We start from the raw sequence: 22,855 nt of genomic DNA, 5'->3' as shown, positions 1-22,855 counted from the left end.
CACGGAGCCTGTTCGTTCGCGCAGCGGTTTAGAGCGGGATCGCCGGACTGCCGACACACGGCCGTCCGGCAACGCACCCGCCTCAGTAACCGAGGCCCTTCTTGCTGTCGTAGATCTTCTGCGGATCATTGGTGGGCGTGTAGAGCTTGGATTCCGTCTGGATCCATTTCGGCGGAACGGTGCCCTTGTCCTTGAAGGCCGCGATGGCATCGAGCGCGGGGCCAGCCATGTTCGGCGTCAGCTCGACCGTGGCATTGGCTTCGCCGGCGACCATCGCCTTGAAGATGTCGGGGACCGCATCGATCGAGACGGTGAGGATCTCCTTGCCGGGCTTGAGGCCGGCCTCCTTCATCGCCTGGATCGCGCCGACCATCATGTCGTCGTTATGCGCATAGACCGCGCAGATCGACTTGCCGCCGCCTTCGGCCTTGATGAAGCTTTCCATCACTTCCTTGCCCTTGGCTCGGGTGAAGTCTCCGGTCTGGCTGCGCACCACCTTCAGGTTCGCATGCTTGGCGATGGCGGTGTCAAAACCCTTCTTGCGGTTGGCGGCGACGCTGGCGCCGACGGTGCCCTGCAATTCGACGATGTTGCAGGCCTTGGACCCGACGGTCTTGGCCAGCCAGTCGCCGGCGACCTCGCCTTCGTGCACGCTGTCGGAGGTCACGGCGGTGAGATAGAGCTCCTTCCCGGAGGGATCGATGTCGCGGTCGAGCAGCACGACCGGGATCTTGGCCTCCTTGGCTTCCTTCAGCACCGAGTCCCAGCCGGTTGAGACGACGGGCGCGAGGAAGATCGCATCGACATTCTGCGCGATGAAGGAGCGGATCGCCTTGATCTGGTTCTCCTGCTTCTGCTGCGCGTCGGCGATCTTGAGATTGACCTTGCGCTTGGTGGCCTCCTGCTTGGAGACCGAGGTCTCGGCCGCGCGCCAGCCGGATTCCGATCCGATCTGCGAGAAGCCAATGGTGAGCTCGGCGGCATTCGCCGGCAGCGCGAGCAGCAACGCGGCCGTCGCGCTGGCCGCAAAGAGGGCTTTGACGATCATCAGGCGTGTCTCCCAAAATGTTATCCGGGGGCGCCGATTGGTAGCATCGCACCCACAGGCCGGCCTTTGAGGTGGCGGGAGGGACTATTTCACGGAAGTTTGGTTCCGACTAGTCATATTATTTGACTATTGAGGGGGAAAGCGCGCGCGAGCGGATGAGCCTTCTATGTCACGCGCAGCGCGATTTTATTCCACGGATGCAACGCGGAGATGAACGAAATGATGCGGCAGTTGGGGCGAGGACACTGTCTAGGAGGATGGTGAAAGGCGAACCCGCAACCCCTCCCCCCATCACCGCGAGCGCAGCGAAGCAATCCTGAGTCTTTCCGGGGAGGGATTCTGGATTGCTTCGCTGCGCTCGCAATGACGGTGGGGAGAGAGTTTCTGCGTCGATCGAGGCAAAGCGACTCGTGGAGAGTCCCCCACATCCGGCGTGCAGTGAGCTAGATCAGCTTGCGCTGCGCGAGATTCTTCATCAGCGCGCCGATGCCGAACGTCCAGGGCTCGCATTCGTCGCTGGCCCGCATGCGGTTGACGAGTTTGCCAAGCTGGGGCGCCGAGATCGTGACGATGTCGTCGCGTTTGTGGGTGAACCCCTGTCCCGGCGCGTCGCGATCCTTAACCGGCGCGAACATGGTCCCGAGGAACAGCACGAAGCCATCGGGATATTGGTGCACCTTGCCGATGGTCTGCTCGACCAGATCGGTCGGATCGCGGCTGATCATGCTGATCGAGGAATGGCCGTCGAGGACGAAACCGTCCTGCCCCTTGACGTTCAGGCTGATGTCGAGCTTGCGGGCGTCGTCGAGGGTAAAGCTGTCGTCGAACAGGCGCAGCAGCGGGCCGATGGAGCACGAGGCGTTGTTGTCTTTGGCCTTCGACAACAGCAGTGCCGAACGGCCCTCGAAGTCGCGCAGATTGACGTCGTTGCCGAGGGCGCCACCGACGATCGTGCCGCGGCTCGAGACGAACAGCACCAGCTCCGGCTCGGGGTTGTTCCAGGTCGACTTCGGATGCAGCCCCGCATCCATGCCGGTGCCGACCGACGACAAGGTCGGCGCCTTGGTGAAGACCTCGGCATCGGGGCCAATGCCGACCTCGAGATATTGGCTCCAGGCGTTCTGGTCGATCAGCACCTGCTTCAGGTGCATCGCCTTGTCCGAGCCCGGCTTGAGCTTCGACAGATCGTCGCCGATCAGCCGGGTCACTTCCTTCCGGATCGCTTCGGCCGAGGCCGGATTGCCCTTTGCCCGCTCCTCGATCACGCGCTCCAGCATCGAGATGGCAAAGGTGACGCCGGCCGCCTTCAGCGTCTGGAGATCGACGGGCGCAAGCAACCACGGCTTTTTCGGATCGCGCTGATCGGGAGGCGTGTTGGCGACGATGGCCTCGAGATCGCCGATGCGCTCGCCCTTGGTCGCGGCAAGCGCCTTCGCCGGATTGTCTTCCTCGCAGAGTGCGCTGACGGTCGGGAATTTTGCGGTGACGTCGAACACACCATCGCCGCGCACGGCGACCACGGCCGGGCCATTCGCCTGCGGCAGCCAGACGCGGCCGACGAGCGTTCCCCGCGTGCCGTCCTCGGGAAGAAGGTCCTTTACCGTCAATGTCGTCATGGGCGTATCCTCGCTCTTTTCGGATCGGCCTCGCTCGCGGAGGCCTATCACATTGGCGAAGACCAATAAACGTCTGGGACGGGAAGTCCAGCGCGGCAGCCCGCCGCGCTTCTATGCCCCCGGCCGCGCTTTTCGGGCCGCAATCTGCTGAAGCGCCCAGCGCGCGTTCTTGCGCACCTCGGGATCGGGATCGTCGGCGATGACGGCAAGGAACGCTTCGCCGTCGTGGTGGGCGATCTCGCCAAGCGCAGCCGCCGCCTCTTTCCGCAGATTGGCCTGCTCATGGTTCACGCAGTTGCCGATCGGGCGCACCGCGCGCTCGATTTTCATCCGGCCAAGGCTGCGGATTGCCTTCAGCCGCACCTGCCAGAACTCGTCACTGAGCGAAGCGATGAGCTGGTCGGCGGCAATCGATCCGTTGACGTTGAGGCCCAGCGTTTCCGCGGCCATCTCCCGCACCATCCAGTCCGAATCCTTCAACGCGCGCGTGATCATCTCGGCCGCGGGCTTCATCTGCGAGAAGGCGAGCGCGCTGACGGCGGCACGGCGCACATGCGCGTCGGGATCGTTGATCAGCGCGGTCAGCGCCGGAATTGATTCCTCCAGCTTGAGGAACCCGATCACGCCGATCGCCTGCACCCGCACGGCGGCATCGGAATCCTGGAGCGCTTCCAGCGCCGGTTTCAGTGTGTCCTTGCAGCGCAGCTCCTTCAGCGCACGCAACGCGCCCATGCGGACGAAGGCGTGGGCATGCTTGACCAGCGGCAGGATGATCTCGGCGCAAGCCGGATCCTTGAACTCCGCCATGCTGTCGGCCGCGGCGGACGCAACGATTCGTTCAGGATCGACGAGCAGCTTCACCAGCGCAGCCGCGGCCTCCGGCCCGTCGAACTCGCCGAGCGCCATCGCGACCTGCTGGCGGACGCCGGCATCAGGATCGGCGACCATTTTGGCGAGATGGCCGACGGCGGCGGGATCGCCGGAATGGCCGAGCGCGATGATCGCGACGCGGCGCTCCCCTGGATCGGCAGCCTGGAGCCGCTCGTCGGCGTCTTCGAGATCGTCGTAGGATTCGAACGGGCTCGACATGGCTACCTCAGGAGATAAGGAATGTTGACGGTGACGGCGCCGGTCGGGCAATCCGCCTCGCAGGGCATGCAGTACCAGCATTCGTCATAGGCCATGTAGGCCTTGTTGGTCATATCGCTGATACGCAGTACGTCGAGCGGACAGACGTCGACGCACACCGTGCAGCCCTTGTCCGCGATGCATTTGGCGTCATCGACGACCACCGGAACCGATGTCTGATAGGAAGCGAGAGGCATCGTATGTCTCCTGTATTTGTGCGGCGGGTCAGGCTGTCGCGCGGATGCGCTGCTTGTCGTAGAGATCCTTCTCATCGTCGGCGATCGGTACGATATAGGGCTCCACGGCACGCTTCTCGCTGGTCATCTTGCCATCCTGCTTGCTGAGCAACGTGTGGCAGAACCAGTTCTCGTTGTCCTTCTCCGGGAAATCCGTCCGCCAGTGATAGAGGCCCCAACGGCTTTCTTCGCGGTAGAGCGAGGCATGCACAGCCATGTCCGCGCAATCCATGATCGACTGGACTTCGAGCGCGCGGAGCAGTTCGTGCGCATTGCGCGCGATCATGCGCTCCTGCATGTCTTCCCTCGCTTCAGCGAGCCGGCGCATGCCGAGCTCGTATTTGCGCGTGACTTTCGGCGGCTGGAGATAGTCATTGACGAGACGCCGCGTCTTGTACTCGATCTGGTTCGGCGGAATACCGTCCTCGCGTTTGGTCGGCGCCATGACGCGGTCACGTTCGCGGGCGACCTCAGCCGCGTCGAATTCCGCGAAGTCGTGATTGTCCGCAAACTCCATCGCGTCGACGCCGGCGACCGAACCGTTGGTGAAGGCGCCGAGCATGTAGTTGTGCGGCACGCTCGCCATGTCGCCGGCGGCATAGAGGCCCGGGACGGTGGTGCGCGCGTTGTCGTCGACGAACACGCCCGACGCGCTGTGACCGGAGCAGAAGCCGATCTCGGAGATGTGCATCTCGATCGACTCGCTGCGGTAGTCGACCCCGCGCCCCTGCTGGAACAGGCCGCGCGTGGGACGTTCGACCTTGTGCAGCGTCGATTCGATCTCCGAGATGGTGTCGGGGTGAAGATGCTTGAGCTGGAGAAACACCGGGCCCTTCCCGGACAACAGCTCGTTGTAGAACTCCAGCATCATCTGGCCGGACCAGTAATCGCATTCGATGAAGCGCGATCCCTCGTTGTTGGCGGTGAAGGCGCCGAAGGGACCGGCGACGTAGGCGCAGGCCGGGCCGTTATAGTCCTTGATTAGCGGATTGATCTGATAGCATTCGAGGTTCGCCAGTGCTGCACCGGCGTGATAGGCCATGGAATAGCCGTCGCCGGAATTGGCCGCGTTCTCGTAGGTGCCGAACATGTAGCCCGAGGTCGGCAGGCCGAGACGGCCGGCGGCGCCCATGCACAGGATGACGGCCTTGGCCTTGATCACCAGCATCTCGGCGGTGCGGGTGTTGACGCTGATCGCGCCGGCGATGCGGCCATCGGCGGATTTGAGCAGCCGCGTCGCCATATAGCGGTTGGAGATCAGGATGCGGGCACGCCGGAGCTGGCGATACAGCGCCTTCTTCACGGTCTCGCCGTTCGGCATCGGCAGCACGTAGGTGCCGATGTGGTGCACCTTCTTGACGGCGTAGTCGCCGTTCTCGTTCTTCAGGAAGCGGATGCCGAAACTGTCGAGTTCCTCGATGATCGAGTAGCAGTTCTGCGCGTATTTGTAGACCGCCTTCTGATCGACGATGCCGTCATTGGCGATGGTGATTTCCTTGGTGTACTGCTCCGGCGTCGCGTAGCCGGGAATGACGGCATTGTTTAAGCCGTCCATGCCCATCGAGATCGCTCCGGAGCGCTTGACGTTCGCCTTTTCGAGCAGGACGACGTTGGCCTTCGGATTCTTCAGCTTCGCCTTCAACGCCGCCATCGGGCCGGCAGTGCCGCCGCCGATAACGAGCACGTCGCAGGAAACCTCCGAAAGTCCGTCGACGATCTGATCTAGTGACATCGCTTGCTCCTGGTCCGCCGGCAGATCCGGCGCCTTTGCATCAGATTTGTTCAGCAGGCGTCCCGGCGATAGCAATTAGTTGTCGCCGGGCTGCGATTTGCGCCTCAGCGCTCGACAAAGGCCTTTTCGATCACGAAATGGCCGGGCCGGCTGTGATTGCCCTCGACAAAGCCGCGCGCAGAAAGCATCGCGGGAAGTTCCTCCAACATCGCCGGGCTGCCGCACAGCATGATGCGGTCGGTCTCGATGTCGAGTCCCGACTGCCCGATATCGTCGAAGAGCTGGTTCGACGCGATCAGGTCGGAGATGCGGCCGCGATTCCTGAACGGCTCGCGGGTGACGGTCGGGTAGTAGACGAGCTTGTCACGGATAAGCGGCCCGAAGAACTCGTGATCTCGCAGGCCTTCCACGAGGTGCTCGCCATAGGAGAGCTCGGAGACCTGGCGGCAGCCATGGGCGAGCACGATGGTTTCATAATTCTCGTAGACGTCGGGGTCCTTGATCAGGCTGGCGAACGGCGCGAGTCCCGTTCCGGTCGAGAGCAGCAACAGGCGTTTGCCGGGAATGAGATTGCCCGTGATCAGCGTGCCCGTGGCCTTGCGGCCGACCAGGATGACGTCTCCCTCCCTGATCTTCTGAAGGCGTGAGGTCAGCGGACCGTCCTGTACCTTGATCGAGAAGAACTCGAGCGCCTCCTCGTGATTGGCGCTCGCCATGCTGTAGGCCCGCAGCAACGGCTTGCCCTCGACTTCCAACCCGATCATCGCGAACTGGCCGTTCTGGAAGCGGAAGCCCGGATCGCGCGTCGCGGTGAAGCTGAACAGGCTATCGGTCCAGTGCCTGACCGACAGGACCGTTTCCCTCTGAAATGCACTCATTGTCTCTCCTGATCTCGATTGCGCACAAGGTTTCGGAGAGACAGGAATCCGGCAACGCCGAACTGAAATTGCCGGTCGATTAGTTTCACATTTCGTGGGCGATGATCGAACAGCAGGCAGCGACGATCAGCGCCGCGCACCCTGCGCCTGGCAATTAGTTGCTATCGCGGCAGTGCTGCGGCAAGGTAGAGAAGGGTCGGAGACACGTCATGACCTTGGTGGGACCGACCGTGGCAGATTACGAAGCAAGCGCCGACCTCGCGACGCTCCGCGTCCGCACCGCTCAGGACGACACGCTGGACTTGGCGGCGGAAACGCTCCGCCTCTCCTGCAAATGCGCCCACTGCACCCGCGCCCGCTTCGACGGCCGCTTTCCCGAGCGGTTTCCAGGCATCGCGATCACCGAGATCGGCGATCTCGGTTACGGGCTGAACATCTCGTTTTCGGATGGGCACAATCGGGGGATTTACCCGAAGCCGTATTTGCTGAGCCTGGTGGGGCGGTAGACGCCACAGGTCGTCTTCCAAGCTTCGCTGTCATTCCCCGCGAAGGCGGGAATCCAGTACGCCGCGGCTTCTCGATAGCCCATTGACGTCTCTGGAATACTGGATCGCCCGGTCAAGCCGGGCGATGACAGCGGAGTGAATCTGGCACGGACATTGCTCCTCTTTAGAACGGTTTGAACGTTCCGGAGGCAGATGATGTTGCAGGCGGCGGCCAATGTGGTTCGCGGGACGGTTCCCGCAACGGTCCGGCCTACCGGCGGTTCCTCGCTGCTGCTCACCGAGAACCAGCAATGGATCGGCGGACCGCCGCCCTTGATGGACAAGCTCAGCCAGCGCGAGCGGGAGCTGGTGCTGAAGCAGGGCCGCCGAAAAGTGCTCAACCGTGGCCAGACGCTGTTCAGCCAGGGTGGCAAGCATGACGGTATCTGGCTGATCGAGAGCGGCCGGATCCGGGTGTTCTACACCTCTCCGCTCGGCCGCGAGATCACGCTGGCCTATTGGCATGTCGGCAATTTCGTCGGCGGGCCGGAAGTGTTCGAAGGCACCGTGCATCAATGGTCCGGCGTTGCATCCAGCAATTGCAGCGTGGTGCATCTGCCCGGAAAGGAGCTACGATCCCTTGCGGTCGAGATCCCGAACCTCGCGATCGGCCTGATCGAAGGCCTGACCTTCAAGGGCAAGTGCTATTCGGCGCTGGCCCAGATGTTGGGAACGCGCTCGATCACACAGCGCCTTGCGCATCTGTTGCTGCATCTCGTCGACCTCTATGGCGTCGATGACGCCGACGGCCGGGTGATCGCGGCCGCCTTCACCCATGCCGATATCGCCCACATGGTCGGTGCCACCAGGCAATGGGTCACGATCAGCCTGAAGCGCATGCAGGAAAAGGGAATCGTGCTGACCAAGCGCTCGCAGATCGTGGTCTGCCGGTCCGACGTGCTGGAAGAAATGCGAGGGCAGGCGGCCGACTGACCGAGCTTGCGACCAGGCCGGTGCCCATGCAAGCGGCTTAATAGTGCAGGACTGCCCAAGGAGTAGGCAATCAACTTTTCCCGGCAACTAATCGACTGTGGCGCTCATTCCGGATTTGCCCTGCCCACGCCCTCACCCAATCATGGCAACCACAGCACATCCAACCGAATGAGGATGAGAATGGTCCGCCATCTTCCCACGCTCTCGATCGCGATGTCGGTGACGTCGCTGGCGCTTCTCCTCGCGCAGCCGGCCGCGGCGGAAACCGTCACGCTGGGCATCGGAACGCAGGACACCACGACCAACACGGTGACCGCCGGCGTCGTCATCCGCCAGCTCCATCTCCTCGAAAAATATCTGCCGAAGGACGGCAAATACGCCAACATCAAGTTCGAGCTGGAGTGGCAGAACTTCACCTCCGGCCCGCCCGTCACCAACGCGATGATGGCCAACAAGCTGCAGATCGGCATGATGGGCGACTATCCGCTGATCGTGAACGGCTTCACTTTCGACAGCAATCCCGAGAGCAAGAGCCGGCTGATCGGTATCGCCGCCTACAGCCTGTCGGGCTCCGGCAACGGCATCGTCGTTCACAAGGATTCGCCCTACTACGATCTCGCCGATCTCAAGGGCAAGCTCGTGAGCGTGCCGTTCGGCTCTGCCGCGCACGGCATGGTGTTGAAGGCGATGCAGGACCGCGGCTATGCATCTGATTTCTTCCAGCTGGTCAGCCAAAGCCCGGAGGTCGGCTCGACCAATCTCCAGGAGAAGAAGATCGACGCGCATGCCGACTTCGTTCCGTTCGCCGAGTTGCTGCCGTTCCGCGGTTTCGCGCGAAAGATCTTTGACGGCGTCGAGACCAATCTCCCGACTTTCCACGGCATCGTCGTGCGAACCGATTTCGCCGAGAAATACCCGGAAGTCGTCGTCGCCTACTTCAAGGCGGTGATCGCCGCCAATCAATGGCTGCGCGACGATCCCAAGCTCGCCGCCGAGAAGATCCAGGAATGGACCGGCATCAGCAAGGAGGTCGTCTACATCTTCCTCGGCCCCAGCGGCAACATGACCACCGATCCCTCGATCAAGCCGGCGCTGATCGACGCCGCCGCGGCTGACGTCAAGGTGCTGCAGAACCTCGGCCGGATGAAGGAGTTCGAGCCGAAGAAATGGGTCGACGACAGCTACATCCGTAAAGCTTATTCCGAGATGAAGCTCGACTACGACGCGCAGCTTGCGAGCACCAAGAATTACGAGATCTCCGGCGACGATTCCTTCTGCAAGAAACCGATCGCCGATCCGCGCAAGGCCGGCGAGGTCTGGGTCGACGATTCAGGCATCGTGCCCTTCTCGTCAGCCAGCTGCACGCTCGGGGCCTATGCCGACTACAAAGCCAAGGGCAAGAAGATCAACGTCGCCTACGTTTTCGATACAACCCGCGGCATCAAGCTGTTCGCCGACCAGGCTTTCTTCGCGGTCGGCAATGGCGAGGTTGCGCCGTTCCTGTTGAAAAAGGACGCCGAAGCCTATGCCGCCAAGATCAGCGGCAAGGTGCTCGGCTTCGACGACGCGGTGAAGGCGGCGGTCGGCGGGGGTAAGACGTGAGCAGTCCCGCCCTCCGCAGACATTCCGAGGACAGCATGCCGGCAAGTGCAATCGCGGAGGCAAGCGCCATGCCCGCCTCCACTCCACCTGCATCTCCACCCTCCTTCGGCACGCTCGCACTGCGCTGGTACCGGCTCAACCGCGGCGGGCTGCGTGCGACCGCGATTGGCATCATCTCCCTGGTCACCTTTCTGCTGGTCTGGCACCTGCTGACAACCTATCGCGTCGTGTTCTTCGTGCGCTTCACCAACGTGCCCTCACCGCTCGCCGTCTATGCGAGCTTCACCAAGGCGATCCACGATCCGAAATTCCTGCTGCACGTCCTCTTGAGCTGCCGTCGCATCTTCTTCGGTTTCTCGCTCGCGGCGATCGTCGCGGTGCCGCTCGGCCTGATCATGGGCCGCTTCAAGCTGATCCACGAGATCATCTTCCCAGTAGCGGAGGTGCTGCGGCCGATCCCGGCGATTGCCTGGGTGCCGATGGCCATCATGCTGTGGCCGACCAACGAGCAGAGCATCGTCTACATCACGTTCCTCGGATCGTTCTTCCCGATCCTGGTCAACACGCTGCACGGCATGTCGCTGGTCGATCCCGTGCTGGTGCGTGCCGCGCAATGTCTCGGCGCGCGGGAGCGCTCGATCTTCCGCGATGTGTATTTTCCGGCCTCGCTCCCGCACATCTTCACCGGCCTCACCGTCGGCATGGGCGTGGCCTGGGTGTCGCTGATCGCTGCCGAGATGATCTCCGGACAGTACGGCATCGGCTATTTCACCTGGGAGGCCTATTCGCTGGTCCAGTATGCCGACATCGCGCTCGGCATGATCGCGATCGGCGTGCTCGGCCTCGGATCGAGCATGTTGATCCGAGGCGCCGGACAATTGGTGATGCCGTGGAGGTCAAGATGAGTGAGATCGTTGTCAAGGCACCGCAGGGCCATATCGAGGTCAAGAACTTCTCCCTCAGCTACGACAGCATCGAGGGGCCGGTCGAAGCCGTCGCCGATACGCAGATTCATGTGAAGCCTGGCGAGTTCGTCTCGATCGTCGGGCCCTCCGGCTGCGGAAAGTCGACGCTGCTCAACGCGGTTGCCGGCTTCCTCAAGCCGACCACGGGCATCGTCACCGTCGACGGCGAGAAGGTGAACGGCCCCAGCGCGGAGCGCGGCATGGTGTTTCAGCAATATTCGCTGTTTCCCTGGAAGACCGTGCGGGAGAACGTCGAGTTCGGCCTGAAGATGCGCGGCATGCCGCGCTCGCAGCGCGAGCGCGCCGCCCGCACGCTGCTGGGACTCGCGGGCCTCGAAGCCTTCGAAAAGCATTACCCCGAGAAACTCTCAGGTGGCATGAAGCAGCGCGTCGGCATCGTCCGCGCGCTCGCGACGGGACCCAAAGTGTTGCTGCTCGACGAACCCTTCGGCGCGCTCGACGCGCAGACCCGGGTCATCATGCAGCAGATCCTCACCAACATGTGGCAGCGGCTGAAGATCTCGGTGCTGTTCGTCACCCACGACATCGACGAGGCGATCTTCCTGTCCGACCGTGTCTACTGCATGACCGCACGCCCCGGCTCGATCAAGGCGGAGATTCCGATCCCGCTGGAGCGGCCGCGGCAGCAGTCGATGATGATGTCGTCGGAATTCCTGGCATTGCGCCGCGGACTGATGTCGCTGATCCGCGAGGAGAGCATCAAGGCGATGGGCGGCGAGCTCAACGACATGGGCATGCAGGGGCTGAACATCGAGCTGCACGGGCATTCGCTCGCGGATGTGATTTAGGGATCCTCGACTTGCGCGCTGACTTCCTTCTCCCCTTGTGGGAGAAGGAAGTGGAGTATGCGCAGCAGCTTGCCTTACTTGAACCAGTGCACCAGCGCGATGCTAATGCCGAGCAGCAGCAGTAGCGACAAGGTCACGGCCGCCGTCACCCGTCCCCCGACATTGGCAAGCACCTTCACATCGACGCCGAGGCCAAGCGCGGCCATCGATACCACCGTGAGAAAACCCGTGATCCGCGTGATCGGGGCAATCACCGTGGACGGCACGATCTCGAGCGAGCGCAAGGTCGCCAGCGCAAGGAAGCCGAGGATGAACCACGGGACCAGGCGGAAGAAGCCGACATTGGTCTTCTTGGCATCGCTGTGCCAGCGCGACGCCGTCAGCGAGAGGCCGACGACCACCGGCCCGAGCATCAGCACGCGCATCAGCTTGACGAGCGTGCCGATCTGCGTCGAGACGAGTCCCGCCGGCACCGTCGCAGCCAGCACCTGCGGCACGGCATAGACAGTGAGGCCTGCAAGGATGCCGTATTGCGTAGCCGATAGCTGCAGCAGCGGAATTAGCAGCGGCAGGCCGAGCACCATCATCACGCCGAGGATCGCGGTGAAGGAGATCGAGGATGCGATCTCGTCATTGTTGGCGCCGATGATCGGCGCCACCGCCGCAATCGCCGAATTGCCGCAGATCGAGTTTCCGCAGGCGATCAGGATCGAGAGCCGCGTCGAGAGACCAAGCAGCCGGCTGATGCCGAAGGAAACGCAGAGCGCGACCACAACGACGGCCGCGATCGAGGCCAACAGCGCGACGCCGGACGCCGCGATAGCAGCGAAGCTGATCGAGGCCCCCAGCAGCATGACGGCGACTTCGAGCAGCTGCTTGGCGCTGAAGGCGATGCCGGACTGCCAGCGCGGCGCGGGCTTCCAAAAGCTGCGCACAGCCATGCCGAGCAAGATCGCCATCACCAGCGCCTCGACATAGGGATGTTCGAAGATGCCCAATTCCGCCCGTTCGAGCAGGGCCGAAACGCCGGCCACGGCGATGCAGAGGAGGATCCCGGGAATCAGCGCGACGATGCGGCTGATGGCCGTGGTCCGCTTGGCGTCGGCCGGGCTGGATGCTTGATTCTGCGACACAAATCTCTCCCCAAGGAGAAGGATTTATACGCAGCGCCATCCGATTGGGAAATAAGTTTTCGACATATCAGGGCCGAGGGAAGTTCTATCCTCAATCCGGAATAATCTGGCTCGGAAGATCAGGCGCCCGTTGGAAGATCAGGCGCGCCTCAGAAGATCAGGCTCTTGGCCAGCGAGGCGACGCGGCTGAAGCCGTCGTAGACGCCGGGCTCGAAGAAGGCCGCACGCGCCAGCACGATGCCGGCGACCAGCGACCAGAACAGACCGGTGCCGACCCGCAGCAGCAGCTTTGACCCGCGCGAGCGCGGCTGGGTGTCCGTTGCGGACACCAATTGCTCGCCGAAAGGCTCAAACCTGGTGCGTTCCATAGCAGTCAATCCATCAATTTCTGATGGAAATGTCGTCGTTTCGGCCCCAAACAGCAATGGAAGCGATTGGCTTTTTTGCCTCCCGAAGAGGAAACTCCTTCCGCCGGACGGACCCGGGGCAATAGTTTTCTTCTTCCGGCCTATTTGAGCACCGGCGCCACGGCGAGTAGGTAGCGCCGCGCGTATGAAAGGAATCTGCCAATGCCAAACCCCCGCGTGCGCGTCTACACCGACTACAAGAGCCCCTACGCGTTCGTGGCCAACAAGCGCCTATTCGAACTGCAGGAGACGCACGGCGTCGAGCTCGAATGGCTGCCCTATACGCTGCGCGTTGCCGAATTCATGGGGACCGTGGAACAGCGCACGCCGCATTTCTGGCGCAAGGTGCGCTACGCCTATATGGATGCCCGGCGCTATGCCAATGCGCAAGGGCTCATCATGAAAGGGCCCCGGCGGATCTACGACGCGTTCTATTCCAGCGTCGGCATGCTGTTCGCCCAACAGCATCGCTTCTTCCGTCCGTATCACGACACGGTGTTTCGTCGGTTCTGGAGCCATGAGCTCGAGATCGACGATCTCGCCGCAATCACGGACGTCATCACGTCCTGCGGTGGCTCGGCCAGTGAGTTCGAAGCCTACGTCCATGGCCCCGCCCGCGCCGAGCATGACCGTATCATCGACGAGGCCGAAGCGCTCGGCGTGTTCGGCGTGCCGACCATGGTGTTCAACGGCGAGTTGTTCTGGGGCGGCGACCGTATCGACATGCTGATCGAACGCATCGAGAAGCCTGAGACGATCGAAGCCGCGCTCGGCAGACGCCATCGCAAGCCAGCATGAGCAGCAACGCTACGCCGCCAGTCCGCTCCCCAGCGGAGCAAACTCCAGCCCGAGGCTCTCCGCCACCGCCTTGTTGGTGATACGGCCGCGATGCACATTCAGTCCGTTGCGCAGATGTGGATTTTCCAGCACAGCAGCAAACCCCTTGTTCGCGAGCATCAAGCCGAACGGCAGCGTCGCGTTGTTCAGCGCCTGGCTCGACGTCACCGGCACCGCGCCGGGCATATTGGCCACGCAATAATGCACGATGCCGTCGACAAGATAGGTCGGATCGGCATGCGTGGTCGGGTGCGAGGTCTCGAAGCAGCCGCCCTGATCGATCGCGACGTCGACCAGCACGGCGCCTGGGCGCATCGATGTCAGCATCGCACGCGTGACGAGCTTGGGCGCACTCGCGCCCGGCACCAGTACCGCGCCGATCACGACGTCGGCGGCGAACACCTCCTCCTCGACCGACTCGATGGTGGAGAAGCGGGTGCGCACGCGTCCGACAAAGAGATCATCAAGCTCCCGCAACCTTGGAATGGAGCGGTCGATCACGGTGACTTCGGCGCCAAGGCCCGCGGCCATGCGCGCGGCTTGCGTTCCCACCACGCCGCCGCCGAGCACGACGACCCGCGCCGGCTGCACGCCAGGGACACCGCCCAGCAGCAGCCCGCGACCGCCAGCGGAGCGCTTGAGCGCGGCGCCGGCGGCCTCGATAGCGAGGCGGCCGGCGACTTCGCTCATCGGCGCAAGCAGGGGGAGGTGACCGGCCGCGTCGGTGACGGTTTCATAGGCGATCGCAGTACAGCCGGAGGCGAGCAAACCCCTGGCCTGTTCGGGATCCGGCGCAAGATGAAGGTAAGTAAACAGGATCTGGCCTTCGCGGAGCTGGGGCCACTCGCTTGTCTGCGGCTCCTTCACCTTCACGATCATGTCGGACTTCGCGAAGATGTCGCGCGCGCTCTCGGCAATGGTGGCCCCTGCCCGCCGGTAGTCTTCGTCGGAGGCGCCGATGCCGCCGCCCGCACCGGTCTCGACCGTCACCTCGTGCCCCGCGGCGACATATTCGCGGACCGCACCCGGGGTGAGCCCGACGCGATATTCCTGCACTTTGATTTCCTTGGGCACACCGACGCGCATCCCGGGCCTCCTTGTGATTCACCTCATGATCGTAGCGACGTGCCCTGTTTGGTTTCGTGCAAATATCCGCTAGCTTTGGCCTCCCTGCGCCGGTTTCCGGCGCGCAAACGCCCTTTCACGCTGGAAACGAAACCTTGGCCCTCGACAGGAAAGATCTCGCCATCCTCGCGGAGCTCACGACCAACGCGCGGGCCAGTCACACCGAGCTCGCGCACAAGGTCGGGCTATCAAGCACCGCGCTCGCGCGGCGGCAGAAGGCGCTGCAAGACGACGGCTATATCCAGGGCTATCAGGCCACGCTCGACCTCGCGCAGTTCGGCCTCACCACCACGGTGCTGGTCCGTATCGCGCTGGAAAGCCAGAGCGATGAGGCGCTGAAGGCGTTCGAGGCGGAGGTGGTGAAATGCCCGTCCGTCGTGCGCTGCTTCCTGATGTCGGGGACCGACGACTATATCCTGATCGTGCTCGCCCGCGATATCCAGGATTTCGAGCGCATCCACCGCATGGAGCTGTCGCGCCTGCCGCGCGTCGCGAGGGTACAATCGAGCTTCGCGCTGCGCGAAGTTGTCGACCGCGCCGTGCCGAATGTGGTGTTCGGCGAAGCAAAGCGCTGACCGCAACCTCTCGGAAAGGCGAACTGCTGGCAAGGAACCAACCGGTCGGTGGTCCGTTGGGCGCTATTGGCCGGCGGAGGCGTGCCCCCGCGTCAACACGGCTGACGTCCGGCACGGTCGCCGTCGCAGGGAGCAGGACATGGGCGATGTCACGCATCAGATTTCCGAACGCATTCCGATCCATCTTGTCGTCAACGGCGTCAGTCACACGCTCGATCTCGTGCCATGGACCACGTTGCTCGATGCCTTGCGGGACCATCTTGCACTGAGCGGCACCAAGAAGGGCTGCGACCATGGTCAGTGCGGCGCCTGCACGGTGCTGGTGGACGGCCGGCGCGTCAATTCCTGTCTCACGCTCGCCGTCATGAAGGACGGCGCGGAGATCACGACTGTCGAAGGTCTTGCCAAGGATGGCGCGCTGCATCCCCTGCAACAGGCGTTCATCGACCATGACGCCTTCCAGTGCGGCTATTGCACGCCGGGACAGATATGCTCGGCGGCCGGACTGCTCGCCGAAGGCCGTGCCAAAGATACCGACGAGATCCGGGAGCTGATGAGCGGAAACCTTTGCCGCTGCGGCGCCTATCCAAACATCGTCGCCGCCATCCAGCAGGCAATGGGCCAGCCATGAACAACTTCCAGTACGCTCGAGCCACTGATGTCGCCGACGCCATCCGCTTGCTCGCCGCCGGTCCCGGCGCCAAACTGATTGCCGGCGGCACCAATCTGATCGACCTGATGAAAGAGAATGTCGAGCGCCCCTCCCGGCTGATCGACATTTCCCGCCTGCCGCTCCGCAAGGTCGAAGAGACGCCCGACGGGTCCTTGCGCATCGGCGCCTTGGTGCCGAACTCGGACCTCGCCTATCATCCATTGATCGAGCAGCGCTATCCCCTGCTCGCCAGCGCCATCCTGGCCGGCGCCTCGGCGCAACTGCGCAACATGGCATCGGTCGGCGGCAATCTGATGCAACGAACGCGCTGCGCTTATTTCTATGACACGGCCACGCCGTGCAACAAGCGACATCCCGGCAGCGGCTGCTCGGCAATGGACGGGCTGAACCGCAACCATGGGATCCTGGGCACGAGCGCCGCCTGCATCGCGACCAATCCATCCGACATGAGCGTGGCGCTCGCCGCGCTCGATGCGCTCGTGCACATCGCGGGTCCCTCCGGCGAACGCACCATCGCGCTGACCGATCTCCATCGGCTGCCCGGCGACAAGCCTCATGTCGATACCAATCTCGGCACCGGCGAGATCATCACCGGGATTGAGCTTCCGCCGCGCGGCTTTGCTCAAAACTACAGCTATCTAAAAATTCGCGACCGGATGTCTTATGCTTTTGCTTTGGTCTCGGTTGCCGCCGCGCTCGAATTGGAGGGCAACGCGATCAGCGGGGCACGCGTGGCGGTCGGCGGCGTGGCTCACAAGCCTTGGCGCAGCCTCGAGGCCGAAGCTACGTTGCGCGGCCAGGCCGCAACGCCCGATCACTTCTCGCACGCCGCGGATCTCTTGCTCCAGGGAGCAACGGCCCGCTCACATAACGGCTTCAAGGTCGAGCTCGCACGCCGCGCCATCGTGCGGACGCTGACACAGGCGGCGAACGCCACGCCGCAATCTCAGGCGCACAAGAAGATCGCGTGAGGACCCCATGAACGCTTATGTCGGAACGCCAACGTCGCGTGTCGACGGCCGGGCCAAGGTCACCGGCGCCGCCAAATACGCCGGCGAATTTCCAGCCGACAAGCTCCTCCATGGCTTCGTGGTCGAGGCCATCATTCCATGCGGGCGCATTGCCCGCCTCGACGCGAGCGAGGCGTTGAAGGTCGAGGGCGTACTCAACGTGCTCACGCATGCGAACCGTCCGCCGCTGGCCGACAAGGACGAGGCGTGGAAGGACGAGGTGGCGCCCGAGGAAGGCTCGCCTTTCCGTCCGCTTTATGATGACAAGATCAAGTTCAAGGGCCAGCCGATCGCACTTGTCGTCGCAGAGGACTGGGAAACCGCGAAATTCGCCGCGACGCTCGTGCGGGTCGAATATGAGCAGCATGGTTTTGCAACCGACCTCGAAGGCGAACGCAGCAACGCCGCCGAGAAGAACGAGCCGCATAAACCGCGGGGCGACGCCGCAGCCGCCCTTGCGGGAGCTGATGTGCGCCACGAGGCGGACTACGTGATACCGACCGAGCATCACAACCCGATGGAGCTCTATGCGACCACGGCGGTCTGGGACAGCAATGGCAAGCTCACGATCTACGACAAGACCCAAGGCGTCCAGAACGTCCACAAATTTCTCTGCAGCGTGTTCGACAAGAAGCCGGACGACATTCGCGTGGTCTCGCCGTACGTCGGCGGCGCCTTCGGCTCCGGCTTGCGGCCGCAATATCAGGTGGTGTTGGCAACACTCGGCGCGCTCGCGCTGAAGCGGTCCGTTCGCGTCGTACTGACGCGGCAGCAGATGTACGGGCTCGGCTACCGGCCGATGACCATCGAGCGCGTCGGGCTCGGCGCAAGATCCGATGGCGCCCTCGACGCGGTCACGCACGAGGCCATTGCCGTCACCTCGCGCTATGAGGATTTTGCCCGCAACGATACCGGCTGGGCCGAACAGCTCTACAAGAGCCCGAACAGCCGCTTCTCCCACAAGCTGGTGCAACTTGACGTCTCCACCCCCTGCGACATGCGCGCACCGGGCGCTGCGTCGGGCGTCTGCGCGCTGGAATGCGCGATGGACGAGCTCGCCGTCGCACTCAAGCTCGACCCGATCGAATTGCGGCTGAAGTGCTACTCGGATCGCGACCAGAGCGAAAACCTGCCCTACACCAGCAAGCAGTTGCGCGAATGCTACGCGCGCGGCGCGGACGCCTTCGGCTGGAGCAGACGCGATCCTGCGCCGCGCTCGATGCGCGACGGCAAGGATCTGATCGGCTGGGGCATGGCGACGGGTGTGTGGGAAGCACTGCAGATGCCGGTCGCCGTCCGTATCGTGCTGACGTCGAACGGACATGCCGAGGTGTCCTGCGCCGCATCCGACATCGGCACCGGCACCTACACCATTGTGGCTCAGGTCGCAGCCGATGCGCTCGGCCTGCCGATTGAGAACATCAGCGTCCGGCTCGCAGATTCCAGTCTGCCGCAGGCGCCTGTGGAGGGCGGCTCCTGGATGGCCGCTTCGAGCGCGCATGCGGTGCTCGCAGCCGCCGAGGAAGTGCGCAAGGAACTGTTACGCCTGGCCGGGAAGATGCCAGGCTCGCCGCTCGCCAGCGCCGAGCTAGCCGATACGGTGCTGACCGACGGCAGCATTGCCAGCGCCAGCAACAACAGCCGCGCGGTCTCGATCGCCGACGCGATGCGTCACGGCGGCGTCGAACGCATCGAGAAGGAAAAGCTCAATCAATTCGGCGAGGACAAGAAGCACGCGCGTAACACCCACTCGGCCGTCTTCGCCGAGGTCAAGGTGGACGAAGAGCTAAACGTCATTCGCGTGACGCGGGTCGTGAGCGCCGTCGCGGCCGGGCGGATTCTCAACACCAAGACAGGCCGCAGCCAGATCATGGGCGGCGTGGTCTGGGGGATTGGGATGGCCCTGCACGAGGAGACGGTGATGGATCACCGCTTCGGGCGGATCATGAACGCGAACATCGCCGAGTACCACATTCCCGTGAATGCCGATGTTCACGACATCGACGTGATCTTCGTCGACGAGCCGGACGCGCACATCAACGCGCTCGGCATCAAGGGGCTGGGCGAGATCGGCATCGTCGGCGTTCCCGCCGCGATCGCGAACGCCGTCTATCACGCCACCGGCAAACGCATCCGTCGATTTCCGATCACACTGGACAAGCTGCTCGACTGAGACGGTGCAGCAGTCCCCTCTCGGCGCCGGCGTCACCTCACGGCGCCCGGCCGCCAGGCCTCACGAGGGAAAGTCAGCCGGTCTGACTTGGATGCGGTCGGCATGCAGCGACCAGTGGTGCAACGCCTGATCCTCGCAAAACCTCGCCTTCGCCCGCTCTCTGGCTTCGTCCTCGTCGGAAGCGTCGATCTCGAGCGTGCCCTGGCACACCTCGATCTGCCGGCCGTACTGGCCGAGCACGTCCTTCATGAACCTGACCACATAAGTTGACATGGGACCTCCTGCCTGCCCCGGCGGCGCTCACTCTTATCCCATTTAGGCGGAATCCGGGAGGGAGATTTTGACACGGATCAAAGTCGGGCGCGGTTCCCCCCGCCGATCGTTCCGTGGCGCGTAGCTCTAACCGGGACATTGGGCAGCAGGAGCATCGCACCCCGGAAGGACAGAGCGACTGTCAACTACGCCGGCGTCACACCAAACGCCTGCTTGAATCGCTCCACATAGCGTGGCCAGACCTCCGGATTGATGATGCGCGGCGGCCGCTTGCCATCGAGCGTATCCAGCACCTGCTCGGCCGCGATGCGGCCCATGTTCTGCCGCGCCTCGATCGTGACGCCCGCGGTATGCGGGCTCGCCAGCACGTTGTCGAGCTGGAGCAGCGGATGCTCCGGCGGCGGCGGCTCCTTGGACCAGACGTCGAGACCGGCGCCCGCAATGCGCTTCTCGCGCAAGGCCTGGAGCAGCGCATCCTCATCGTGGATGAAGCCGCGCGCCGTGGTGATAAAGTACGCATGCGGCTGCATCAACGCAAATTCGCGCACGCTGATCATGTTGCGGCTGCCCCTGTCGAGCGGGCAGGAGATGGAGACGAAATCGGCGCGGCGCAGCAGCTCGTCGAGCTCGACCTTCTCGCCGCCCCGCTCGGCCATCACCTCGGCCGCGAGGTAAGGATCGTAGGCCAGCACCTTCATGCCGAACAGGCCCTTGCACAGCGCGGCGATGCGGCGACCGACATTGCCGAGGCCGATGATGCCGACGGTCTTGTGCTCGATCTCGTTGCCGACGAGTTCGTTGCGGTTGACGTTGGACTCCCTGCGGAGCTTGCGGTCGGACTGGATGATGCGCTTGGACAGCGTCAGCATCATCGCCAGCGCATGCTCGGCGACCGAGTGGGCATTGCCGCCGGACTGGTTGACGACCAGCACGCCGGCATCGGTGCAAGCCTCGACATCGACAGGATCGAATCCCGCGCCGTTGCTGGAGACGAGCAGCAGGTTCGGCGCGCGCTTCAGGAAGGCAGCATCGACATGGAAGTGCGGGGCCAGTTCGTCACGGGCGGCGCCGATCTGGTAGACATGAGCCGCCTCGATGATCGGCGCGAAATAATCCTCGGGGCTCTCGTTCTCGATGCGATCGAGCCGGACGTCGGGCCGCGCCTTCAGGATGTCGATATAGATCGGATTGGCCAGATATTTGACGTAGAAGACGCGCTTGCTGTTGACGGACATCAGGACCCTTCCGGCTTTCTCCAGGAGATCCGCAGGGCCAGCGCTTCGCGCGTTCCTGTCATGCGTTCCTCCGTTCTCTTGTTGTTGCCGCTTATGACACGGCGGCACCAGCTGCGGCAGGCCGTCTGGCGCAGATCACGGTGCAGTCCGGACATGTTGACAATCCCGCTGCCTGCGTCAAGTTCGGCAGACCGCCGCGACGGAAGACGACGGCCAAGACAATGGCAAAGACCAAGAAGCATGCGCGGCCGAAGGGAGAACGCAATGCCGATTGCGGAGCAACAAACCTCGACCGAGGCGGCGCAGACCTCCAGTGACAAGAGCTGGCACGGCATCATCCTGCAAACCCTAAAGCGGAATGAGATCAGCCTCGTCCCTTACGTGCCCGACCGCGTGCTGACGCCGCTGATCAAGAACCTGCACGCCGATCAGTTCTTCACCACCTTTGCCACCGCCCGCGAGGAGGAGGCCGTCGGCATCGTCTCGGGCGCCTGGATGGGCGGACGGCGCGGTGCGGTGCTGATGCAGACCTCAGGCTTTGCGACGCTCGCCAACGTGCTGGCCTCGCTCGCGGTGCCCTACCAGATTCCGCTTATCATGTTCGTGTCCGAGCGCGGCACGCTCGGCGAGTTCAACTACGGCCAGTCACTGGTCTGCCGCACCATGCGTCCGGTGCTGGATTCGCTGGCGCTGGAGCATCACACCATCACCCGGCTCGACGAGCTCGAATTCATTGCCGATCGTTCGATCAAGCAGGCCGTCACGACGCAGGCGCCAGTCGCGCTGATCCTCAACCCGCTGCTCACGGGCGGCAAGGTGTTCGACAAGTGAGTCCGGCCCAAATGAATACAGACGTGCGCAACACCAAAGTGATGAACCGCTTCGACGTCACCTCGCGCCTGATCGCGAAACTCGAGCACGAGGAAGCCGTGATCGGCGGCATCGGCAACACCAATTTCGACCTCTGGGCCGCCGGCCACCGTGCGCAAAATTTCTACATGCTCGGCAGCATGGGGCTCGCCTTCCCGATCGCGCTGGGCGTGGCGCTGGCGCAGCCGGACCGGCGCGTCTTTGCGCTCGAAGGCGACGGCTCGCTGCTGATGCAGCTCGGCGCACTCTCGACGATCGCGGCGTTGAAGCCGAAGAACCTCATCATGATCGTGATGGACAACGGCATCTACCAGATCACGGGCGCGCAGTCGACACCGGCCGCGAACGTGGCTGACATCGTCGCCATCGCAACCGGCTCCGGGCTTGCCAACAGCGCCTGGGCCGCGGACGAGGCGGATTTCGAGCGTCTGGTCGAGGAAGCCATGTCGGCCGGCGAGCCCAGCCTGATCGCCGTCCGCATCGATGACAAGCCCGGCGTCGGCGCCACCCGACGCGATCCCGTACAAATCCGGGAACGCTTCATGCACGGCCTTGGCGTGCGCGAGCCACTTTAACTTTCGTCATTAACTACACGGCGATCTGATCCCGACGCCTCGGCAGGCTGCTGCAATCCGTGCTAAGCGGTGCGGATGTCCATTTTGCTTCGCTCCTCTGCCTGGCTGCTTGCCGCCGCCGTCGCCTTTGCAACCCTCGGCCCGCCCGGCCTGCGGCCCCATTCCGACCTTGGCCAGGACGGCGAACATGCCCTAGCCTTCGTCCTGGTGGGACTAGCCTTCGGCCTCGCCTATCCGCGCCGCCGCCTGTCGGCCACAGCGATCGCGATGGTTCTGATCGGCCTGCTCGAACTGATGCAATTCTGGGCACCGGGACGGCACGCGCGGCTGGAGGACTTTCTGGTCGATGCCGGCACCACCTGCATCGGTTTCGTGCTCGCGGCCATCGCCGATTGGGCCATGACGCGGTTTCGCGCAAATTCGGCCCTGACGAGCCAAGGCCCCGCGGAGTGACGCTCCGCAGGGCCCGCCTCTTCA

Annotated in this window: 24 protein-coding genes; 13 read left to right on the top strand and 11 right to left on the bottom strand. The window is 63.5% G+C overall.

The annotated features are described in order from the left end of the window. Nucleotides 1–82: 82 nt before the first annotated feature. The 6 genes from ytfQ to IVB42_RS34585 all read right to left on the bottom strand — a co-directional run bounded on the left by ytfQ (nt 83) and on the right by IVB42_RS34585 (nt 6,638). Entirely contained in the window at nt 83–1,048 is a 966-nt protein-coding gene (ytfQ, locus tag IVB42_RS34610; RefSeq protein ID WP_247471911.1) for a galactofuranose ABC transporter, galactofuranose-binding protein YtfQ, read from the bottom strand. Nucleotides 1,049–1,491: 443 nt separating this feature from the next. Beyond that, a complete protein-coding gene (locus IVB42_RS34605; protein ID WP_026233621.1) occupies nt 1,492–2,664 on the bottom strand; it encodes a fumarylacetoacetate hydrolase family protein in 1,173 nt (390 codons plus the stop codon). Between the two features lie 111 nt (nt 2,665–2,775). Next, the gene (locus IVB42_RS34600; protein ID WP_247393861.1) at nt 2,776–3,753 is read right to left on the bottom strand and encodes a HEAT repeat domain-containing protein; all 978 of its coding nucleotides are present in this window, start codon (nt 3,751–3,753) and stop codon (nt 2,776–2,778) included. A gap of 2 nt (nt 3,754–3,755) precedes the next feature. Then, nucleotides 3,756–3,989, bottom strand: coding sequence for a ferredoxin family protein (locus tag IVB42_RS34595; RefSeq protein WP_007593252.1), 234 nt, complete (start codon nt 3,987–3,989; stop codon nt 3,756–3,758). 28 nt (nt 3,990–4,017) lie between these two features. After that, complete coding sequence (locus tag IVB42_RS34590) at nt 4,018–5,760, bottom strand: fumarate reductase/succinate dehydrogenase flavoprotein subunit (RefSeq protein WP_026233620.1); 1,743 nt, start codon at nt 5,758–5,760, stop codon at nt 4,018–4,020. A gap of 104 nt (nt 5,761–5,864) precedes the next feature. Further along, on the bottom strand, nt 5,865–6,638 hold the full coding sequence (locus IVB42_RS34585) for a ferredoxin--NADP reductase (RefSeq protein ID WP_018458612.1): 774 nt from the start codon (nt 6,636–6,638) through the stop codon (nt 5,865–5,867). Nucleotides 6,639–6,847: 209 nt separating this feature from the next. On the opposite strand from IVB42_RS34585, the gene IVB42_RS34580 reads away from it, so the two are divergent. From IVB42_RS34580 to IVB42_RS34560, 5 genes are all read left to right on the top strand, one after another. After that, on the top strand, nt 6,848–7,144 hold the full coding sequence (locus IVB42_RS34580; RefSeq protein ID WP_018458611.1) for a gamma-butyrobetaine hydroxylase-like domain-containing protein: 297 nt from the start codon (nt 6,848–6,850) through the stop codon (nt 7,142–7,144). Between the two features lie 195 nt (nt 7,145–7,339). Continuing rightward, nucleotides 7,340–8,116: a Crp/Fnr family transcriptional regulator gene (locus tag IVB42_RS34575; protein WP_198293387.1), complete on the top strand. Its 777-nt coding sequence runs from the start codon at nt 7,340–7,342 to the stop codon at nt 8,114–8,116. 180 nt (nt 8,117–8,296) lie between these two features. Then, entirely contained in the window at nt 8,297–9,718 is a 1,422-nt protein-coding gene (locus IVB42_RS34570; RefSeq protein ID WP_247393864.1) for an ABC transporter substrate-binding protein, read from the top strand. 68 nt (nt 9,719–9,786) lie between these two features. Continuing rightward, nucleotides 9,787–10,623, top strand: a complete 837-nt coding sequence (locus IVB42_RS34565) for an ABC transporter permease (RefSeq protein WP_162496367.1) — start codon at nt 9,787–9,789, stop codon at nt 10,621–10,623. Continuing rightward, entirely contained in the window at nt 10,620–11,492 is an 873-nt protein-coding gene (locus IVB42_RS34560; RefSeq protein WP_026233618.1) for an ABC transporter ATP-binding protein, read from the top strand. Before IVB42_RS34565 ends, IVB42_RS34560 begins: the two co-directional genes overlap by 4 nt. Before the next feature lie 74 nt (nt 11,493–11,566). On the opposite strand, the gene IVB42_RS34555 is transcribed toward IVB42_RS34560, so the two are convergent. Further along, the gene (locus IVB42_RS34555; protein ID WP_085352331.1) at nt 11,567–12,625 is read right to left on the bottom strand and encodes a putative sulfate exporter family transporter; all 1,059 of its coding nucleotides are present in this window, start codon (nt 12,623–12,625) and stop codon (nt 11,567–11,569) included. A gap of 149 nt (nt 12,626–12,774) precedes the next feature. Next, nucleotides 12,775–12,993, bottom strand: a complete 219-nt coding sequence (locus IVB42_RS34550; protein ID WP_007593267.1) for a hypothetical protein — start codon at nt 12,991–12,993, stop codon at nt 12,775–12,777. Nucleotides 12,994–13,194: 201 nt separating this feature from the next. Here IVB42_RS34550 and IVB42_RS34545 point away from each other — a divergent pair, with 201 nt between their 5' ends. Beyond that, nucleotides 13,195–13,830: a DsbA family protein gene (locus IVB42_RS34545; RefSeq protein WP_204510736.1), complete on the top strand. Its 636-nt coding sequence runs from the start codon at nt 13,195–13,197 to the stop codon at nt 13,828–13,830. 9 nt (nt 13,831–13,839) lie between these two features. On the opposite strand, the gene ald is transcribed toward IVB42_RS34545, so the two are convergent. After that, on the bottom strand, nt 13,840–14,955 hold the full coding sequence (gene ald, locus IVB42_RS34540) for an alanine dehydrogenase (protein WP_085362406.1): 1,116 nt from the start codon (nt 14,953–14,955) through the stop codon (nt 13,840–13,842). Between the two features lie 134 nt (nt 14,956–15,089). Here ald and IVB42_RS34535 point away from each other — a divergent pair, with 134 nt between their 5' ends. The 4 genes from IVB42_RS34535 (at nt 15,090) to IVB42_RS34520 (ending at nt 19,425) form a co-directional block, all read left to right on the top strand. Beyond that, nucleotides 15,090–15,569, top strand: a complete 480-nt coding sequence (locus IVB42_RS34535; RefSeq protein ID WP_018458603.1) for an Lrp/AsnC family transcriptional regulator — start codon at nt 15,090–15,092, stop codon at nt 15,567–15,569. A 139-nt stretch (nt 15,570–15,708) separates the two neighbouring features. After that, nucleotides 15,709–16,200, top strand: a complete 492-nt coding sequence (locus tag IVB42_RS34530; RefSeq protein ID WP_018458602.1) for a (2Fe-2S)-binding protein — start codon at nt 15,709–15,711, stop codon at nt 16,198–16,200. Further along, nucleotides 16,197–17,213 (top strand): xanthine dehydrogenase family protein subunit M, encoded by a 1,017-nt coding sequence (locus IVB42_RS34525; RefSeq protein ID WP_018458601.1) that lies wholly within the window; start codon nt 16,197–16,199, stop codon nt 17,211–17,213. The genes IVB42_RS34530 and IVB42_RS34525 overlap by 4 nt, the downstream gene beginning before the upstream one ends. Nucleotides 17,214–17,220: 7 nt before the next feature. Next, the gene (locus IVB42_RS34520) at nt 17,221–19,425 is read left to right on the top strand and encodes a xanthine dehydrogenase family protein molybdopterin-binding subunit (RefSeq protein WP_247471910.1); all 2,205 of its coding nucleotides are present in this window, start codon (nt 17,221–17,223) and stop codon (nt 19,423–19,425) included. 60 nt (nt 19,426–19,485) lie between these two features. Here IVB42_RS34520 and IVB42_RS34515 read toward each other — a convergent pair whose 3' ends face one another. Together IVB42_RS34515 and IVB42_RS34510 are read right to left on the bottom strand one after the other, a co-directional pair. Then, nucleotides 19,486–19,698 (bottom strand): hypothetical protein, encoded by a 213-nt coding sequence (locus IVB42_RS34515; RefSeq protein WP_007608382.1) that lies wholly within the window; start codon nt 19,696–19,698, stop codon nt 19,486–19,488. Between the two features lie 185 nt (nt 19,699–19,883). Next, nucleotides 19,884–20,933 (bottom strand): hydroxyacid dehydrogenase, encoded by a 1,050-nt coding sequence (locus tag IVB42_RS34510; RefSeq protein WP_247471909.1) that lies wholly within the window; start codon nt 20,931–20,933, stop codon nt 19,884–19,886. Between the two features lie 264 nt (nt 20,934–21,197). Here IVB42_RS34510 and IVB42_RS34505 point away from each other — a divergent pair, with 264 nt between their 5' ends. From IVB42_RS34505 to IVB42_RS34495, 3 genes are all read left to right on the top strand, one after another. Then, a complete protein-coding gene (locus IVB42_RS34505; RefSeq protein WP_247393873.1) occupies nt 21,198–21,764 on the top strand; it encodes a thiamine pyrophosphate-binding protein in 567 nt (188 codons plus the stop codon). An 11-nt stretch (nt 21,765–21,775) separates the two neighbouring features. Beyond that, entirely contained in the window at nt 21,776–22,378 is a 603-nt protein-coding gene (locus IVB42_RS34500; protein WP_247393883.1) for a thiamine pyrophosphate-dependent enzyme, read from the top strand. A 75-nt stretch (nt 22,379–22,453) separates the two neighbouring features. Continuing rightward, on the top strand, nt 22,454–22,831 hold the full coding sequence (locus IVB42_RS34495) for a VanZ family protein (RefSeq protein WP_247393886.1): 378 nt from the start codon (nt 22,454–22,456) through the stop codon (nt 22,829–22,831). Nucleotides 22,832–22,855: the final 24 nt, after the last annotated feature.

This window comes from Bradyrhizobium sp. 45 (assembly GCF_023073155.1).
Taxonomy (GTDB): domain Bacteria; phylum Pseudomonadota; class Alphaproteobacteria; order Rhizobiales; family Xanthobacteraceae; genus Bradyrhizobium; species Bradyrhizobium canariense_D.
This window is presented reverse-complemented; position numbering and strand designations above follow the sequence as displayed.